We start from the raw sequence: 18,265 nt of genomic DNA on the forward strand, positions 1-18,265 counted from the left end.
GCTCTGCGTCCGCTTTTGTAGTCGTGACGCGGAGCGTCACAGGATGCATTCCCACGCTCTGCGTGGGAACGAGAGGTCTTCATGACACAACTGCTGATCATCGGCGCCGGCATCCTCGGCCTGTCCCATGCCTTTGCCGCTGCCAAACGCGGCCTCAAGGTCAAGGTCTTCGAGCGCAGCGCCACACCGCTGGGTGCTTCCGTGCGCAACTTCGGCCAGGCACTGGTCACCGGCCAGCCGCCGGGGCCCATGCTCGACCTGGCGCGGGACAGCCGCGAGATCTGGGGCCAGTGGGCGCAACTCGCCGGCATCCAGCTCAAGCGCAACGGCTCTTATTTGTTCGCCCGCACCGAAGCCGAAGAGCACTTGCTTGAAGCCTTCTGCGCCGGTCGCGCGCAAGAACACGGTTATCGCGTCAAGTTGCTGCAAGGCGCCGCCCTGCACGAGCTGTACGGTGGCCAGTTCGCCCATCACCGCGCTGCGCTTCACGGCCTGGATGATCAACAACTGTATTCGCGTGAGGCTATCCCGGCGCTGATCAACTACCTCAGCCGCGAACTGAGCGTGGAGTTTCATTTCTCCACCCTGGTGCGCGACATCGAACCCGGCCAGGTGCACACCACTGCCGGCTCCTTTCGCGGCGAGCAGATCATTGTCTGCTCCGGTCACGACTACCAGACGCTGCTGGCCGAGCAGATTGCCGAACTCAACCCGCAAATCTGCCGCCTGCAAATGCTGCGCGCCCGGCCAGTGGTGGAGTTGAACCTGCAACACGCGCTGCTGACCGGCCTCAGCTGCGTGCACTACGGCGCCTTCGCCGACTTGCCGGAAGCCGCGCCGGTACAGGCCGAAATTCTGCGGGATGTACCGCACCTGCATGAAAACGGTATTCACCTGCTGATCAGCCCGACACCCTATGGCGAACTGATCATCGGGGATTCTCACCATTACGGCAGCGATCCTTCACCGTTCAACGCCGAACAGGTGGACAACTGGATGATCGAACTGGCCGAACATACCCTGGGCTGCAGGATCCAGGTCGTGGAGCGCTGGCAGGGCGTCTATGGTTCCCGTGGGCCGGGGCCGTTCTCGTTCACGCGGGCGGCGCCGGGGGTGAGCGCGGCGTTGATGCACACCGGCGTGGGCATGAGCGTCGGGCCGGCGATGGCCGAGCGCAATATCACTGAGCTGTGGGGGAGTGCGTGATGAAAGCAGAGCAGGCAATCGCCGAGGTCTTCGGCCTGTACGAACAACACGGCACCGCCGATTACATTGGCGAGCCGGTCTCGCAGATCGAACACATGTCCCAGGCCGCGCAGTTGGCCATGGCTGAAGGCTTCGATGATGAAGTGGTGCTGGCGGCGTTCTTCCACGATATCGGGCATATCTGCGGCCAAGGTGGCGAGAACATGGGCGGTTATGGCGTGGTCAGCCATGAACGGCTGGGCGCCGATTATCTGCGCCGGGCGGGCTTCAGCGAGCGCCTGGCAAAACTGGTGGAATACCACGTGCAAGCCAAGCGTTACCTGACCTTCAGCCAGCCGGACTACTATGCGCGGTTGAGCGAGGCCAGCCGCCGCACCCTGGGTTACCAGGGCGGCGTGATGACCGCCGAGGAAGCCCAAGCGTTCGAGCAGGACCCGCTGTGCGCCGTCAGCCTGCGCATGCGCCACTGGGATGAACAGGCCAAGGAAATGCATGTGCCGTTGCTGGACCTTGAAGTGCTGAAGTCCAAGGCCCGGCAACTGTTGGCGGCTTAGGTCTCGTCCAGGCGCTGGGCCAGGGCTTCGATCTGTTCCTGGCGTTCGGCCTGGCTCAATTTGGGGTGCGGGTTGAGGGACGACCATTGCGGATGGGCGCGGGCCTTGTTCAGGGCTTCGGGCAATTTGCCTTCGCGCCAGGTCTTGTCCTGTGGCGTGTCGACCTTGATGCTGTGGATCGCCGCATGGCCCCGCAGGTTCAGGGCCTTGAGCAGTTGCCGCTGGCGCAGGGCCAACAGGCGCAGCACGCTGTCGTCGACGGTCAGCTCGCGCTGGCCCTTGATCTTGCCCAGCAGGCGGCTGCCATAGCTGCGAGCCGTTTGCAGGGCGCCACCGGCGATGGCACCGGCGAGTGCGGCGGCGCCGAGGGTCAGGCCGCCTACGAGTAGATCCACACCTGCGCCGGCCGCCGCGCCGGCTGCGATTCCGCCACCGACCCGCACGCCCAGTTGCTTGAGGGTCTCGGGGTTGAACAGGTCATCGCCCCAGCGCCCGTCCAGCAGCGGTAGATCGCTGGCGGCGGCGTCCTGCGGGCGGAAGCCGAACAACTTGAGCAAGGCCTCCACGCAACGCTGTTCGCGCTGGCGCACGGCTTTGCGCAGTTCGCTGATGGCCTGCTGTTCCACTTCGGCTTCGCTGACCACGCTGCGGCGGCAGGCGGCGCAGTCGATCAGCAGTTCGGCGATCAGCCGCGCCGCACTTTGCTGGCGGGCCTGGCGCTGGGCTTCCTGATCAAGTATCAGCCGTTCCAGTTGCCCACGGGAGTTTTCCAGCAGCAGGGCGAGGCTTTCATAGAGCCGGCGCTCGCCGTCTTCCGGCGGCGCGACGCTGTCGAAACGCACCAGCGCATGCAGGCCGAGGCGGGCGAGGGCTTCGCGCCAGTCCGGCTCGCGGTGGTCGGCGCTGCTGACAAAATTGAGCACTGGCAGCAACGGTTTGCCGCAACTGGCGAGCACTTGCAGCTCATCGCGGTACTTGGCCAGCACCGGCTCCCGGGCGTCTATCACATACAGCCCGGCGTCGGAGGCGAGCAGTTGGCGCAGCACCTTGGCTTCCTGTTCGAAGCGTTGCCGGGCCTCGCTGCCTTCCAGAAAACGCGCCAGCCGTGCCGGGCCGTCGAGGCGTTCGCCGGGGCGGTCCAGGCGTTCGAGGTAATCGAGCAGGGCGATGGCATCTTCCAGGCCCGGCGTGTCGTACAGCTCCAGCAAGGCTTCGCCGTCCACCGACAAGCGCGCACCTTCGACATGCCGGGTGGTGCTGGGACGATGGGAGACTTCACCAAAGCCGACGTCTCGCGTGAGCGTGCGCAGCAACGAGGTCTTGCCGACGTTGGTGTGGCCGACCACCGCAAGTTTCAGGGGCTTAGTCATGACCGGTCTCCAGCCAGGTGAGCGGCGCGCAATCGGCGAACGGTATCTCCAGTTGTTGCAAGGCCGTGTGCCAATCACCTAGGCGCTCAGCATCCAGGGCTTGGCCGGCGGGCGCTTGCAGCAGCCAGACCCGAGTGGCGGTGGCGCTGCGGGCCAGTTCGGCAATCAGCGCAAGGCTGCCGCGATCCGGCGAGCGGCGTGGGTCGCAGGCGATGGCCAGGCGCGCGGGCGGGAAGCGGGTGAGTTGCTCCAGCAGCTTGTTGCGGGATTCACGGCTGTCGAGGATGCCGGCGTCCTTGACACTGGCCGGGAGCTTCGGCGGCCATGGGCGCTGGTCGTCCAGCTCGATGGCCACCAGCAGGGCGCCGTTGCTTTCCAGTTCACTGACGCCGCCGGTCACGTAGTGCAATTGTTCGGGCGCCGCATCATTGACCCCAAGCCGTTCGCTGCTGGGCATCAGCCGTTCACGCAGTTGGCTGTAGCCGGGCAGATTAAGGTCGAGGCTCAAGGCGGCGCGCCCACGTTTCCAGCGCCACAGGCACAGCAACGCAAGGATCAGCCGCGGCAGGATGCCGTACACCAGCAGCACGCCCACCAGCCAGGCGGCCCAGGCCTGGCGGGCGCTTTCGATATTCAGGGCGGCATCGCCGCTGGCGCGGATCATCTCGACAGTGGGCACATTGAAGCCGAGCAAGGCGGGCAGGGCGCCGAGGGTTTGGGTCACGGCGACAAAGGTGTCCGCCCGCAGGATGGTGGTTTCCCACACAAAACCGTAGCGCCGGGTGGCCAACAGCGTCAGCAGGATCACCAGGGCGCTGAGCAGGGCCAGCAGCCACAGGCTGTTGACCAGCACACCGACGGCCCAGCGATTGAGCTTGCGCCGTTGCAGCAACAGCAGCAGGGCGGGCGCCAGTTGCGCGGCCTTGGCGTCGCGGGCGAGTTTTTCGCTGAGCCATAACCACAGGCGGCCAAGACTGGCGCCGTGTTCACCGGCAAACAGCAGGCCCAGGGCCCAGCTCAACAACAGGATCAGGTTCAAACCCAGCAGGCTGCCCAGGGCCCAGAACACATTGACCGGCGCCAACCCGTTGCCCAGCGCGGCAAACGCCAGGCCGGCGCCGCTGATAATGGCGACTACCGCCAGCAGGATCAGCGCCAGGCGCGCGCCTTGCAGCCAGCGGGTCAGGGCGGCGGTCAGGCCATCGCGTTCGGCCAGCCACAGCGCACGGTTTTGAATGCGCGTGGGCAAATCGCCGCCGGTGTTGCGGGCCAGGCGATTGGCTTCCTGGTCTTCCAGGGCGCCCGCGTGTTCCTCGCGCAGGCGCACGGTCTCGGTCAGCCAGAGTGTTTGCAGGGGGGTCAGAGCTGTCACGCGCCGTCCTGTTGAGCCAGTGAGTCTGGAGCATAACCGCTGGAACGCCGGTTGGGGTATGCCGCGCGCGGCTCTGGTATTCTCGTCGCCATGAAAAAAACTCTCCCTTTAAGCCTGATCGCAGCCCTCGGTGAAAACCGTGTGATCGGCGTCGACAACAGCATGCCCTGGCATTTGCCGGGGGATTTCAAATATTTCAAGGCCACCACCTTGGGCAAGCCGATCATCATGGGGCGCAAGACCTGGGATTCCCTGGGGCGACCGTTGCCGGGCCGGTTGAACATTGTGGTCAGCCGTCAGACCGATCTGGCGCTGGAAGGTGCGGAAGTTTTTCCGTCACTGGACGCGGCCGTGGAGCGGGCTGAGGAATGGGCCAAGGCGCAGGGCGTGGATGAGCTGATGCTGATCGGCGGCGCGCAGTTGTATGCCCAGGGGCTGGAGCAGGCGGATCGCCTGTATTTGACGCGGGTGGCGTTGAGCCCGGACGGGGATGCGTGGTTTCCCGAGTTTGATTTGAACCAGTGGAAGCTGGTGTCGAATGTCGAGAATGCGGCTGAGGGTGACAAGCCGGCGTACAACTTCGAAGTCTGGGAAAAAGCCTAAGAGCATCGCAGGCAAGCCAGCTCCCACAGTTGACCGAGTATTACTGAAAAAACCGGTTCAATGTGGGAGCTGGCTTGCCTGCGATAGCGGTCTGTCAGGCCTGCGCCAATTCCGCATGCTCATCGGCATTGAGCAGTTCTTTATCCGTCTGCTGCATGATCTGGCTGGTAATCGCCCCGGCCGTCATCGAACCGTTCACGTTCAATGCCGTACGGCCCATGTCGATCAGCGGCTCAACCGAAATCAGCAGCGCCACCAATGACACCGGCAAGCCCATCGCCGGCAGCACGATCAGCGCGGCAAACGTCGCACCGCCGCCCACGCCCGCCACACCGGCCGAACTCAAGGTCACAATCGCCACCAGTGTTGCGATCCACAGCGGGTCCAGCGGGTTGATACCCACGGTCGGCGCAACCATCACCGCCAGCATCGCTGGGTAAAGACCCGCGCAACCGTTCTGGCCAATCGTTGCGCCAAACGAGGCGGCAAAGCCGGCGATGGACTGCGGAATCCCCAAGCGACGGGTCTGCGCTTCAATGCTCAGCGGGATGCTCGCGGCGCTGGAGCGGCTGGTGAAGGCAAACGTCAGTACCGGCCAGACCTTGCGGAAGAACCGCAGCGGGTTGATCCCGGCCAGCGACAGCAGCAGGCCATGCACCACAAACATCAGGCCCAGGGCCAGGTACGACACCACCACAAAACTGCCGAGCTTGATGATGTCTTGCAGGTTGGAGCTGGCGACCACTTTGGTCATCAGCGCCAATACGCCGTAGGGGGTCAGTTTCATCACCAGGCGCACCAGGCGCATCACCCAGGCTTGCAGGGTGTCGATGGCGTTGAGGACTTTCTGGCCTTTTTCCACGTCATCCTTGAGCAGTTGCAGCGCGGCAACCCCGAGGAATGCAGCGAAGATCACCACACTGATGATCGACGTCGGCTTGGCCCGGGCCAGGTCGGCGAACGGGTTCTGCGGGATGAACGACAGCAGCAGTTGCGGGATATTCAGGTCGGCGACCTTGCCCGCGTAATCACTCTGGATCACTTGCAGGCGCGCCATTTCCTGGGTGCCGGCCACCAGGCCTTCGGCGGTGAGGCCGAACAGGTTGGTCAGGCCGATACCGATCAGCGCCGCGATTGCCGTGGTGAACAGCAGCGTGCCGATGGTCAGGAAGCTGATCTTGCCCAGGGACGAGGCGTTATGCAGACGGGCCACGGCGCTGAGGATCGAGGCGAACACCAGCGGGATCACGATCATTTGCAGCAACTGCACGTAACCGTTGCCGACCAGGTCGAACCAGCCGATCGAGGCCTTGAGCACCGGGTTGCCGGCACCGTAGATCGCGTGCAGCACCACACCGAAGATCACGCCGAGGACCAACGCAAACAACACCTTCTTGGCGAGGCTCCAGTTGGTTCGGCGGGTTTGTGCCAGGCCCAGCAGCAAGGCCACGAACACCAGTAAGTTGAGAATCAGGGGCAGATTCATTGAAGCTCCGTTGAGAAGGCAGCCAATCGCAGGAGCCTGCGATTGCGAACCGGCAAGCCTAACAGCTTGAAATATATTGATTTAATAACGTTATCGCATGGTGACTGTCGTTTTTGGAATAAGCGGATGACGCGCAGGCGTATGGCATTGGCGCGATCACGACGAAAGCGGTCGCGCTCGGGCGATAACTGTCATACAGATTTGTTAGCGTCGATGTCTTTCACTCAGGGAGAAAACGCACATGAAGCTAGCGCCGAAACTGTTTGCCGCCGCGCTGTGCCTGGGCCTCGCGAGCCAGGCCTTTGCCGCCACCGAGTTGAAACATTGGCCGGCGGCTGCCGCCAAGCAACTGGACACGATGATTGCTGCCAATGCCAACAAGGGCAACTTCGCGGTGTTCGACATGGACAACACCAGTTACCGCTACGACCTTGAAGAGTCATTGCTGCCGTACCTGGAAAACAAGGGCCTGATCACCCGCGACACCATGGACCCCTCCCTGAAGCTGATCCCGTTCAAAGACACCGCCGACCACAAGGAAAGCCTCTTCAGCTACTACTACCGCCTCTGCGAAGTCGACGACATGGTCTGCTACCCGTGGGTCGCGCAGATTTTCTCCGGCTTCACCCTCAAGGAACTCAAGGGCTACGTCGACGAGATGATGGCGTCGGGCAAGCCGGTGCCGGTCACCTATTACGACGGTGACGTGGTCAAGAACATGGAAGTGCAGCCGCCGAAGGTCTTCACCGGCCAGGCTGAGCTGTTCAACAAGCTGATGGAAAACGGCATCGAGGTCTACGTGATGACCGCCGCGTCCGAGGAACTGGTGCGCATGGTCGCGGCCGATCCGAAGTACGGCTACAACGTCAAACCCGAGAATGTCATCGGCGTGAGCACCTTGCTCAAGGACCGCAAGACCGGCGAGCTGACCACCGCCCGCAAGCAGATTGCCGCCGGCAAGTATGACGAGAAGGCCAACCTCGGCCTGGAGCTGACCCCGTACCTGTGGACCCCGGCCACCTGGATGGCCGGCAAGCACGCGGCGATCCTGACCTACATCGACGAGTGGAAAAAACCGGTGATCGTCGGTGGCGACACGCCAACCAGTGACGGCTACATGCTGTTCCATGACGTGGACGTGGCCAAGGGCGGCATCCACCTGTGGATCAACCGCAAGGACAAATACATGACCCAGTTGAACGGCATGATGGCCAAGCACGCTGCGGCCCAGGCCAAGGAAGGGTTGCCGGTGACGGCGGATAAAAACTGGGTGATCGTCAAGCCGGACGAGATTCAGTAAGTACGGCTGGACTCGGTCAAAAATGTGGGAGCGGGCTTGCTCGCGAAGGCGGCGGATCAGCTAGCTTATTCGGTAACTGGCACACCGCAATTCGCGAGCAAGCCCGCTCCCACAGTTGATCACCTTTGTTTGAGGAATAATCTCCAGGCAAAAAAATGCCCCGCACCTGGCGGGGCATTTTTATGGGCGAGGCTTACAGACCGTCAAGCATCGCCTTGTTACGCACAGCACCCTTGTCGGCACTGGTGGCCAGCAGGGCATAAGCCTTCAAGGCGGTGGTGACTTTGCGCGGACGCTTCTCCACCGGCTTCCAGCCTTTCTTGTCCTGCTCGACCCGGCGTGCCGCCAGTTCTTCATCGCTGATCAACAGGTTGATCGAGCGGTTCGGAATGTCGATCAGCACCTTGTCGCCATCCTGCACCAGGCCGATGGCGCCGCCCGCAGCAGCTTCCGGCGAAGCGTGGCCGATGGACAGGCCCGAGGTCCCGCCGGAGAAACGGCCGTCGGTCAGCAAGGCGCAGGCTTTGCCCAGGCCCTTGGATTTCAGGTACGACGTCGGGTACAGCATCTCTTGCATGCCCGGGCCGCCTTTCGGGCCTTCGTAACGGATGATGACGATGTCGCCTTCCTTCACTTCGTCAGCGAGGATGCCGCGTACCGAGCTGTCCTGGCTTTCGTAGATCTTGGCGCGGCCTTCGAACACGTGGATCGACTCGTCGACACCGGCGGTTTTCACCACGCAGCCATCGAGGGCGATGTTGCCGTACAGCACGGCCAGGCCGCCCTCTTTCGAATAGGCATGCTCGACACTGCGGATGCAGCCGTTTTCACGGTCGTCGTCGAGGGTTTCCCAACGGGTCGACTGGCTGAACGCGGTCTGCGTCGGGATGCCGGCCGGGCCGGCCTTGAAGAAGTGATGCACGGCTTCGTCAGTGGTTTGGGTGATGTCCCACTTGGCGATGCCTTCGGCGATGGATTTGCTGTGCACGGTCGGCAGGTCGGTGTGCAACAGGCCGCCACGGGCCAGGGAGCCGAGGATCGAGAAGATCCCGCCGGCGCGGTGCACGTCTTCCATGTGGTACTTCTGGATGTTCGGCGCGACTTTGCACAGTTGCGGCACGTGGCGCGACAGGCGGTCGATGTCCCGCAGGTCGAAGTCGATCTCGGCTTCTTGCGCGGCGGCCAGCAAGTGCAGGATGGTGTTGGTGGAACCGCCCATGGCGATGTCCAGGGTCATGGCGTTTTCGAACGCCTTGAAGTTGGCGATGTTGCGCGGCAACACCGACTCATCGTTCTCGGTGTAGTAGCGCTTGCACAGCTCGACGATGGTGCGGCCGGCCTGCAGGAACAGTTGCTCGCGGTCGCTGTGGGTGGCCAGTGTCGAGCCGTTGCCCGGCAACGCCAGGCCCAGGGCTTCCACCAGGCAGTTCATCGAGTTGGCGGTGAACATGCCGGAGCACGAACCGCAAGTAGGGCAGGCGCTGCGCTCGTATTCCGCAACCTTCTCGTCAGAAGCGCTGGAATCGGCGGCGATGACCATGGCGTCCACCAGGTCGAGGCCGTGGGAGGCGAGCTTGGTCTTGCCGGCTTCCATCGGGCCGCCGGAGACGAAGATCACCGGGATGTTCAGGCGCAGGGCGGCCATCAGCATGCCGGGGGTGATCTTGTCGCAATTGGAGATGCACACGATGGCGTCGGCGCAGTGGGCGTTGACCATGTATTCCACGGAGTCGGCGATGATCTCGCGGCTCGGCAGGGAATACAGCATGCCGTCATGGCCCATGGCGATGCCGTCATCCACGGCGATGGTGTTGAATTCTTTCGCTACACCGCCGGCGCGTTCGATCTCGCGGGCGACCAGTTGGCCCAGGTCCTTGAGGTGGACGTGGCCGGGTACGAACTGGGTGAACGAGTTGGCAATCGCGATGATCGGCTTCTTGAAGTCGTCATCTTTCATCCCCGTGGCGCGCCACAGTGCGCGGGCGCCGGCCATGTTGCGGCCGTGGGTGGATGTTTTCGAGCGGTAATCAGGCATTGGAGCACTCCGGGCGGCTAATCAAGTACTAAAGGGGAGTGAGCTTCTAATTGACGACTGGAGCACCCGATAAATGGCCGTGTGTCCGGAAGTTGCCACTCGCGTCGCGGGATCGCCGCTTGCTTGGGCCTCGAGCTCATAAACCCGCCGGGGGATGACTGGCGATGAATAGGTCCGATTCTACACCGCTGGCGGCCGGAGGGAATGGCCGTCTACCTGTAGGAGCGAGCTTGCTCGCGAAAAACGTCAACGGTAACGCAGCGCTATCAGGTGGTCCGTGTCGTCTGTTGGTTTTTCGCGAGCAAGCTCGCTCCTACAGGGTTGCGTATTTCACAGCCACATGGCGTCCCAGAGCGGATAGTCGCCGATACGCTCAACCAGCCCTGCTCTTAATGGATTGGCGACGATGTATCGAGCTGTTGCTTTCAGGTCATCTTCCCGGCGTAGCGCCCGATCAAAGTAGCCCTTTTGCCAAAGTGTCCCGTGGCAACTCCTCGCTTTGTTAATGGCGTGGGCACTTCGCGACTTGGTAATCCGCATCAGTCTCGGCAAATCGCCGTTGTGCAATTCCACCAGCCAATGGAAATGGTCCGGCATCACGACCCAGGCCAGTGAGGTCGCCTCGCCGTCGTCCTGAGCCTTTCTGAATTCGCGAACAAGCAGGCGACCAATGCGCCAGTCCTGGAAGACCAGCTGTCGTTGATGGGTGACGGCGGTGAGCAGGTAAATGCGGCCGGATTCCGAATAGCGGCCTTTACGCAGCCGATGGGCGTTTTGCTGGGTGGACATTCCTTCGTCCTCTTCGTGTGGGTAGAAGAGAGACGGTAGGAGGCAACAGTGTCTATTGGCGTTTAAACACTGGTTCTGAATATGTCATGCCTTCTGTAGGAGCGAGCTTGCTCGCGAAGAACGTCAACGATAACGCAGCGCTATCAGGTGGCCCGTGTCGCCTATATGTTTTTCGCGAGCAAGCTCGCTCCTACAGTGGGAGTGGGAGAGCGTTAGCGTCCGACTCTGATGTTCGTCACTACGCCCCAAACGCTGAGCACGATGAAGCTGATGGCGATGGTCATCAGCAAGTTGTCTCCGGCTTGGGCGAGCGCGGCGCTGCTGACGGCGGCGGTGATGAACATGATGCTGTTGCCGGCCGACGCGGCGGTGCCGGCGCTGCTGGAGAACAGCAACATGGCCGCGGAAATCGCGGCGGGGCGAACCAGGGTCACGGCCAGGGCGCTGATCAGCATCGGGATCAGCAGGGTGATGGTGGTCATGGCCTCATAGCTGATCACCAGCGTCAGCAATACGCCTGCGATCCCCAGCAGGCCCAGCCCGAGGTTGATTTGTCGCGTGAGGGAGATATGTTTCTGCAGTGCAGTTGCTGCAACGCCGCCCAGCAGGTAGGCAACGCCATACACCATCAGCACTACTGCGTACTGGTATTCGGACAGCTTCAACTCATCCATGAAAATCAGCGGTGTCACGCTGATCAAGGCGAAGTAACACGCGAATACCAACGCGGCGATCCACCAGTAACGGATGAAGTCCCGGTTGTTTGCGATGGATTTCAGCGTGGCGATGATCGAAACAGGGGCTCTTTCAGGGCTGGCCGCCTTGGACGGCAATATCAGCCAGGCATGGATAAACATGCCTAGCGCCATCACCGCAAATCCATAAAAGCTGCCCTGCCAATCAAATGTGGTTTGCAGCCAGGAGCCGAGCAGCGGCGACAGCGCAACGAACGATCCGCTCAGGGTCATGTAGTAGATGCGGATGCGGGCGCGATCCTGCTCTTCGAAAAGGTCTTCAACCAGCGCATGGCCGAGCACAAAAAAGCCACAGCCGATGGCCTGGACGGCGCGAAACAGCAGGAAACTCGGGTAATTCGCCGCCAGTGCGCAGCCGATCGAGCCTAGGGTGGAAACCACGATGCACCCCAGCAGGACTTCCTTGCGCCCGAACTTGTCTGAAAGCGGGCCGGCGATCAGTTGGGAAATCGCAAATACCAGGGTGAACAGGCTGATGGACAGCGCGACTTCAGCGGTTGAAGTGTCGAACTTCGCGGCCAGGGCTGGAAAGGAGGGCAGCAGGATATTGATCGGGAAGAAGCTGATCAGGGAAATGCAGGTGATGAGGATGAAGCGCGAGAGTTGTTGGCGTTTTACGTCGCCATGGGGTGGCGAATAAGAGGACTCAGACATTGTTTTTATTTTCCGGAGTAAAACCAGAAACCGATACTAGTCTGCGAAACGGGGAATTCAATCAAAAGTGTTGTGGGAGGCCAAGCCCATGATGGTGTGTGTGGCCGCTGTAGGAGCGAGCTTGCTCGCGAAGAACGTCAACGATAACGCAGCGCTATCAGGTAGCCCGTGTTGTCTATTCGTCTTTCGCGAGCAAGCTCGCTCCTACAGTTGATCCGGTTTCAATTGGGCGTTAGCTGTTCGGCAACAACCGGCAAGTAATGCTCTTGATATACCGGGTCTCGGCAATCGCCGGGTGCATCGGGTGGTCCGGGCCCTGGCCGCCGCGTTCCAGCATCTGGATATTGCGATCCAGGTGACGGGCGCTGGTCAGCAGGATGTTTTGCAGGTCGTCTTCCGGCAAGTGCATCGAGCACGAAGCGCTGACCAGGATGCCGTCCTTGCTGAGCAGGCGCATGGCTTGCTCGTTCAGGCGGCGGTAGGCGCCTTCGCCGTTCTTCATGTCTTTCTTGCGCTTGATGAAGGCAGGCGGGTCGGCCACGATCACGTCGAAACGCTCTTCGCTGGCTTTCAGCTCTTTGAGGGCTTCGAACACGTCGCCTTCGATGCAGGTCATTTTCTCGGCAACGCCGTTCAGTGCCGCGTTGCGCTCCACGCCGTCGAGGGCGAAGGCGGAGGCGTCGACGCAGAACACTTCACTGGCACCGAAGGCGGCCGCTTGCACGCCCCAGCCGCCGATGTAGCTGTACAGGTCGAGTACGCGTTTGCCTTTGGCATACGGAGCCAGGCGAGCGCGGTTCATGCGGTGGTCGTAGAACCAGCCGGTCTTCTGGCCCTGGATCACCGGCGCTTCGAACTTCACGCCGTTTTCTTCCAGTGCCACCCACTCCGGCACCAGGCCGAACACGGTTTCGACGTAGCGGTTGAGGCCTTCGGCATCACGCGCAGCGGAGTCGTTCTTGAACAGGATGCCGCTTGGCTTGAGCACTTGGGTCAGTGCGGCAATCACGTCTTCCTTGTGGGCTTCCATGGTCGCCGAAGCGATCTGCACCACCAGGATGTCGCCGAAACGGTCGACCACCAGGCCTGGCAACAAGTCGGAATCGCCGTACACCAGGCGGTAGAACGGCTTGTCGAACAGGCGGTCACGCAGGGACAGGGCGACGTTGATGCGGTGCACCAGCAGCGACTTGTCCAGCGGCAACTTGATGTCGCGGGACAGCAGGCGGGCGCAGATCAGGTTGTTCGGGCTCATGGCCACGATGCCGAGGGTCTTGCCGCCGGCTGCTTCCAGGATCGCCTGGTCGCCTGCCTGGAAGCCGTGAAGAGGTGTGGCGGCCACATCGATTTCGTTGCTGTAGACCCACAGGTGGCCGTTGCGCAAACGACGATCGGCGTTGGCTTTGAGACGCAGGCTTGGCAGGGACATGACGTCGCTCCGGAAAAAAGAGCGGGAGTATACCGTGTTGTGCAGTACTTGGCGGCGCCGCCGGACATGTGGGAGCGGGCTTGCTCGCGAAAGCGGAGGATCAGTAAACCCATTCCGTGGCTGACACACCGCTTTCGCGAGCAAGCCCGCTCCCACATTCGGTCCGGTTTCAGTTCGGGTTTTTGAGGTGTCAGCCTGGTTGCCATAAAGGTTAGAATCGCCGCCTAGTCCAGAGTGTGCCCCCTATGTCCCAAGAGCTATCCGCCGAACAGATCCAACAGAGCCTGCAAGGCATCAGCGTGCCGCCTCAACCGCAAATCATGGTGGATTTGCAGATGGAGCAGTACATGCCCGATCCGGACCTGGAAGTGATCGCCCGGTTGATCGCCCAAGACCCGGGCCTCTCCGGCTCGCTGCTGAAGATCGTCAATTCGCCGTATTACGGTCTGAGCAACAAGATCGTCTCGATCCAGCGCGCGGTGAACCTGCTGGGCAGCCGCTCCATCGTCAACCTGATCAACGCGCAGTCGATCAAGGGCGAGATGAGCGACGACACCATCGTCACCCTCAACCGTTTCTGGGACACCGCCCAGGACGTGGCCATGACCTGCCTGGCCCTGGCCAAGCGCACCGGCAGCCAGGCGGTCGATGAAGCCTACGCATTGGGGCTGTTCCACGATTGTGGCGTGCCGCTGATGCTCAAGCGTTTCCCGAACTACATGAGTGTGCTGGAAGAGGCCTATGCCAACGCCGGCCCGGAGTGCCGTGTGGTCGACACCGAGAACCAGGCGTTCAACACCAACCATGCCGTGGTGGGTTACTACACCGCCAAATCCTGGCGCCTGCCGGAACATGTGACCGATGCCATCGCCAATCACCACAATGCCCTGGCGATTTTCAGCGACGAGTCCAACCAGAAGCCGCAGCTGAAAAACCTGCTGGCGATCCTGAAGATGGCCGAGCACATTTGTGCGTCGTACCGCGTGCTGGGCAACCAGGTGGATGACCATGAGTGGAACGCCATCGGCCCGCTGGTGCTGGACCATATCGGCCTGTCGGACTACGACTTCGAGAGTTTGAAGTTGTCGATCCGCGAGCTGGGCGCGCACTAACCCTTTTTCCAAGAGGTACACATGCCCGAGTTACCGGAAGTCGAAACCACCCGGCGCGGAATTGCGCCGCACCTGGAAGGCCAGCGGGTCAGCCGTGTGGTGGTGCGTGAGCGGCGCCTGCGCTGGCCGATCCCGGAAGACCTGGATGTGCGGCTGTCCGGGCAACGCATCGTGCTGGTGGAGCGGCGGGCCAAGTATTTGTTGATCAATGCCGAGGTCGGCACGCTGATCAGCCACTTGGGCATGTCGGGCAATTTGCGCCTGGTGGAAGCCGGCAGCCCGGCGGCCAAGCATGAGCATGTGGATATAGAACTGGAGTCGGGCCTGGCCCTGCGCTACACCGACCCGCGACGCTTTGGCGCGATGCTCTGGAGCCTCGACCCGCTGAACCACGAGCTGCTGATCCGCCTGGGGCCGGAGCCGTTGACCGACCTGTTCGACGGCGAGCGGCTATTCCAGCTGTCCCGTGGACGCTCGATGGCGGTGAAGCCGTTCATCATGGACAACGCGGTGGTGGTGGGCGTGGGCAATATCTATGCGACGGAAGCGCTGTTTGCCGCCGGGATTGATCCGCGCCGGGAAGCCAAGGGCATTTCCCGTGGGCGTTACCTGAAGCTGGCGATCGAGATCAAACGCATCCTGGCGGCGGCCATCGAGCGCGGCGGCACCACGCTGCGGGACTTTATCGGTGGCGACGGACAGCCGGGGTATTTCCAGCAGGAATTGTTCGTCTATGGCCGTGGTGGCGAGGCGTGCAAGGTCTGTGGGACCGAATTGCGCAACGTGATGCTGGGGCAGCGGGCGAGTGTGTTTTGCCCGAAGTGTCAGAGCTGACAATTTGTGGTGCTGCTGATGGCCTCTTCGCGAGCAAGCCCGCTCCCACATTCGACCGAGTTCCACCTTTGGAATGCAGTCGAATGTGGGAGCGGGCTTGCTCGCGAAGGGGCTTAATGAAGCGCCAAGGGACTTAGGCCTTCCCGGTAATCAACCGGTACTTCTCCATCAGTTGCTCTTCCGTTTCCGGATGAGCCTCGTCCAGCGGAATGCAATCCACCGGGCAAACCTGCTGGCACTGGGGTTCGTCGTAGTGGCCGACACACTGGGTGCACAGGTTGGGGTCGATCACATAGATCTCTTCACCCTGGGAAATGGCAGCGTTCGGGCACTCGGGTTCGCAGACGTCGCAGTTGATGCAATCGTCGGTGATGATCAGGGACATGGAAACTCCTGCCAGGGCTGTCAGCCAAGGCATCTGAAAACTAATGCGCGCAATTGTGCCGCATTGGCGCCCGCAGTGCGAGTCACAGCGATGGACTGTAGGAGCCGGCTTGCCGGCGATGGCGATGGGTCAGTTGCACCGTGGCGCCTGGATCGCTGGCAAGCCAGCTCCTGCAGTCCGGGATTATTTCTTGAATCGCAGGGTGAGAGCATCCGCCACAGCCGGGTGCACGAACTTGGTGATATCCCCGCCCAACGCCGCGATTTCCCGGACCAACGTCGAGGAAATGAACGAATAACGTTCCGAAGGCGTAAGAAACAGGCTTTCCACGTCCGGCGCCAGTTGGCGGTTCATGTTGGCCAGCTGGAATTCGTATTCGAAGTCCGACACCGCCCGCAGGCCGCGCAGGAACACATTGGCGTTCTGTTCCTTGGCGAAGTGCGCCAGCAGCGTCGAGAAGCCGACCACTTCAACGTTGGGCAGATGCTTGGTGACCTCACGGGCCAGCTCCACGCGCTGTTCCAGGGGAAACAGCGGGTTTTTCTTGGGGCTGGCAGCGACCGCGATAATCACATGGTCGAACAAGCGCGAGGCGCGTTCGACCAGATCGCCATGGCCCTTGGTGATTGGGTCGAAGGTACCTGGGTACAACACTCGGTTCATCGCGTCGTCCTGGCGGAGTCCGTTGGGGAACCGGATGGTATCGCAGCCATCCCGGTCGGCCAAGTCAACTTATTCAGAAGAAAGCACTATAGACACCGCGAATACCCGGTTTTTTCAGGCCGTTTTCAGACGTTCGGCCAATGCCGTCGCCAGTTGCGCCGTCAATCCATACACCGATAACTGCGGGTTAGCGCCAATGCTGGTGGGGAATAGCGAGCCATCGTGGATCGACAAGTTGCGCAGTTGATGATGGCGCCCAAGGCTGTCGGCCACGGCGTTTTTCGGTTCTTCCCCCATCGCGCAACCGCCCATTACATGAGCGCTGCCGAGCCGGGTTCGATGTAATTCGAGGTTCAACCCGTCGATCATGCTGCGGGCTTCAGCCAAGGTGTTCACGTAGCGCGCATCGCCGTGCAGCGGCATCACCGACTTGGCGCCGCCGGCAAACTGAATCTCCGCCATGCTGTGGAATGCCCGGCGCAGGCCGTCCCAGGCGTAGGGCGAAACCTGATAATCGAGCACCGGTGTGCCATCGCCGCGTAATTCGACTGTGCCACCCGGGCTGTCGGGGTGGAAGCCGTCCCGCAGCAGCGCCAGCATGGCGTGGGTTTTCGGCAGTTGACCCATGTCCAGCGCGTTCTGCGTGCCGTAGCCGCCGAGCAAGGTGCTGGCCAGGCCCGGATGCAGTGGCGGTACTTCGAGCTTGTAGGACATTTTGCCGGTAGTGCCGTCCTGCCATTGGAAGTGATCGGAATAAATCGACTGCGGCGCGCCGTAGAACGGGTTGATCACCTCGTCGAACAACCCGGCGGAAAAATTCACCAGGTGTAAAAAGGTTCGCTTGCCCAGGCGCGAGTGGGGATCGGGTGCGTCCGAGCGCAGCAGCAGCGCCGGGCTGTTGATGCCGCCGCCGGCCAGTACGTAATGCTTGGCTTTTACTGTGATCTTGCGGCCGGTGGGTGCCACGCAATACTGATCCATGGCCACGCATTCGAGGCTGGTGATGGTGTCGCCGCTGAACTTCAGGCGTTCGGCACGGGCCAGGTACAGCAGCTCGCCGCCTTTCTCCAGGGTGGACGGAATGGTGGTCACCAGCATTGATTGCTTGGCGTTGACCGGGCAACCCATGCCGCAATACCCCAGGTTGAAACAGCCGCGCACATTGCGCGGGATCACGTGCCAGCTGTATCCAAGCTTTTCGCAGCCCTTGCGGATCACGTCATTGTTGGCATTCGGTGGCATGGCCCAAGGCGCGATGCCCAGGCGTTGTTCCATTTTTTCGAACCAGGGCGCCATTTCGGCGCTGCTGTGGCCCTTGACCGCGTACTCGCTGGCCCAGTGGGCGAGGGTCGGGTCCGGGGTGCGGAAGCTGGAGGTCCAGTTGATCAGCGTGGTGCCGCCGACCGCGCGGCCCTGCAGGATGGTGATAGCGCCGTCCTTGCTCATGCGGCCGATGCCTTCCTGGTAGAGGCTGGCGTAGGCCTCGTCTTCCAGCAGCTTGAAGTCGTTGCTGGTCTTCAGCGGGCCTTCTTCGATCAGCAGCACCTTGTAGCCGGCGGCGCTGAGGATTTCGGCGGTGGTGCCGCCGCCGGCGCCGCTGCCGATGATCGCGACGTCGGCTTCCAGGGTCAGGTCCTGGTCGAGGGCGGCGCCATTGTGGGTCTTCCAGCCGCGGGCCATGCCATCGCGGAACAGATCAGGTACGGGCATCAGGGTCG

The 18,265-nt window shown here is 61.9% G+C and carries 16 protein-coding genes; 6 read left to right on the plus strand and 10 right to left on the minus strand.

Features of this window, described 5'->3' with window-relative positions; genetic code table 11:
• Window positions 1-81: 81 nt before the first annotated feature.
• Both HX805_RS03625 and HX805_RS03630 read left to right on the plus strand, forming a co-directional pair.
• Window positions 82-1,206, plus strand: a complete 1,125-nt coding sequence (locus HX805_RS03625) for a TIGR03364 family FAD-dependent oxidoreductase (protein WP_087693260.1) — start codon at window positions 82-84, stop codon at window positions 1,204-1,206.
• Window positions 1,206-1,760 carry a phosphonate degradation HD-domain oxygenase gene (locus HX805_RS03630; protein ID WP_087693259.1) on the plus strand — a complete coding sequence of 185 codons (555 nt, stop codon included), beginning with the start codon at window positions 1,206-1,208 and terminating at the stop codon, window positions 1,758-1,760. Before HX805_RS03625 ends, HX805_RS03630 begins: the two co-directional genes overlap by 1 nt.
• Here HX805_RS03630 and HX805_RS03635 read toward each other — a convergent pair.
• Window positions 1,757-3,130 (minus strand): DUF3482 domain-containing protein, encoded by a 1,374-nt coding sequence (locus tag HX805_RS03635; protein WP_134327481.1) that lies wholly within the window; start codon window positions 3,128-3,130, stop codon window positions 1,757-1,759. The genes HX805_RS03630 and HX805_RS03635 overlap by 4 nt on opposite strands.
• Window positions 3,123-4,502, minus strand: a complete 1,380-nt coding sequence (locus HX805_RS03640; RefSeq protein WP_102370108.1) for a DUF2868 domain-containing protein — start codon at window positions 4,500-4,502, stop codon at window positions 3,123-3,125. Before HX805_RS03640 ends, HX805_RS03635 begins: the two co-directional genes overlap by 8 nt.
• Window positions 4,503-4,592: 90 nt before the next feature.
• On the opposite strand from HX805_RS03640, the gene HX805_RS03645 reads away from it, so the two are divergent.
• Window positions 4,593-5,105 (plus strand): dihydrofolate reductase, encoded by a 513-nt coding sequence (locus tag HX805_RS03645; RefSeq protein WP_008438965.1) that lies wholly within the window; start codon window positions 4,593-4,595, stop codon window positions 5,103-5,105.
• A gap of 94 nt (window positions 5,106-5,199) precedes the next feature.
• Here the strand turns inward: HX805_RS03645 and HX805_RS03650 are convergent, their stop codons facing one another.
• Complete coding sequence (locus HX805_RS03650) at window positions 5,200-6,591, minus strand: L-cystine transporter (protein WP_003213804.1); 1,392 nt, start codon at window positions 6,589-6,591, stop codon at window positions 5,200-5,202.
• A gap of 241 nt (window positions 6,592-6,832) precedes the next feature.
• Between HX805_RS03650 and HX805_RS03655 the strand changes: the two genes are divergently transcribed.
• Complete coding sequence (locus tag HX805_RS03655; RefSeq protein WP_003213803.1) at window positions 6,833-7,891, plus strand: phosphorylcholine phosphatase; 1,059 nt, start codon at window positions 6,833-6,835, stop codon at window positions 7,889-7,891.
• Window positions 7,892-8,084: 193 nt separating this feature from the next.
• On the opposite strand, the gene ilvD is transcribed toward HX805_RS03655, so the two are convergent.
• The 4 genes from ilvD to HX805_RS03675 all read right to left on the minus strand — a co-directional run bounded on the left by ilvD (window position 8,085) and on the right by HX805_RS03675 (window position 13,553).
• A complete protein-coding gene (gene ilvD / locus HX805_RS03660) occupies window positions 8,085-9,926 on the minus strand; it encodes a dihydroxy-acid dehydratase (protein ID WP_003213802.1) in 1,842 nt (613 codons plus the stop codon).
• A 330-nt stretch (window positions 9,927-10,256) separates the two neighbouring features.
• Window positions 10,257-10,715: a transposase gene (locus tag HX805_RS03665; RefSeq protein WP_003213801.1), complete on the minus strand. Its 459-nt coding sequence runs from the start codon at window positions 10,713-10,715 to the stop codon at window positions 10,257-10,259.
• A 212-nt stretch (window positions 10,716-10,927) separates the two neighbouring features.
• A complete protein-coding gene (locus HX805_RS03670) occupies window positions 10,928-12,124 on the minus strand; it encodes an MFS transporter (protein WP_177116616.1) in 1,197 nt (398 codons plus the stop codon).
• A gap of 232 nt (window positions 12,125-12,356) precedes the next feature.
• Window positions 12,357-13,553 (minus strand): class I SAM-dependent rRNA methyltransferase, encoded by a 1,197-nt coding sequence (locus tag HX805_RS03675; RefSeq protein ID WP_177116617.1) that lies wholly within the window; start codon window positions 13,551-13,553, stop codon window positions 12,357-12,359.
• 299 nt (window positions 13,554-13,852) lie between these two features.
• On the opposite strand from HX805_RS03675, the gene HX805_RS03680 reads away from it, so the two are divergent.
• On the plus strand, window positions 13,853-14,665 hold the full coding sequence (locus HX805_RS03680; protein WP_174717803.1) for an HDOD domain-containing protein: 813 nt from the start codon (window positions 13,853-13,855) through the stop codon (window positions 14,663-14,665).
• Window positions 14,666-14,686: 21 nt separating this feature from the next.
• On the plus strand, window positions 14,687-15,499 hold the full coding sequence (mutM, locus tag HX805_RS03685) for a bifunctional DNA-formamidopyrimidine glycosylase/DNA-(apurinic or apyrimidinic site) lyase (RefSeq protein ID WP_008438968.1): 813 nt from the start codon (window positions 14,687-14,689) through the stop codon (window positions 15,497-15,499).
• A 133-nt stretch (window positions 15,500-15,632) separates the two neighbouring features.
• Here mutM and HX805_RS03690 read toward each other — a convergent pair whose 3' ends face one another.
• From HX805_RS03690 to HX805_RS03700, 3 genes are all read right to left on the minus strand, one after another.
• Entirely contained in the window at window positions 15,633-15,884 is a 252-nt protein-coding gene (locus tag HX805_RS03690) for a YfhL family 4Fe-4S dicluster ferredoxin (protein ID WP_003213796.1), read from the minus strand.
• Window positions 15,885-16,067: 183 nt separating this feature from the next.
• Window positions 16,068-16,547, minus strand: coding sequence for a pantetheine-phosphate adenylyltransferase (gene coaD, locus HX805_RS03695; RefSeq protein WP_003176711.1), 480 nt, complete (start codon window positions 16,545-16,547; stop codon window positions 16,068-16,070).
• A 114-nt stretch (window positions 16,548-16,661) separates the two neighbouring features.
• Window positions 16,662-18,257 carry a GMC family oxidoreductase gene (locus HX805_RS03700; protein ID WP_003213795.1) on the minus strand — a complete coding sequence of 532 codons (1,596 nt, stop codon included), beginning with the start codon at window positions 18,255-18,257 and terminating at the stop codon, window positions 16,662-16,664.
• Window positions 18,258-18,265: the final 8 nt, after the last annotated feature.

Source organism: Pseudomonas sp. G5001 (assembly GCF_013385475.1).
In the GTDB taxonomy this organism is placed as follows: Bacteria; Pseudomonadota; Gammaproteobacteria; order Pseudomonadales; family Pseudomonadaceae; genus Aquipseudomonas.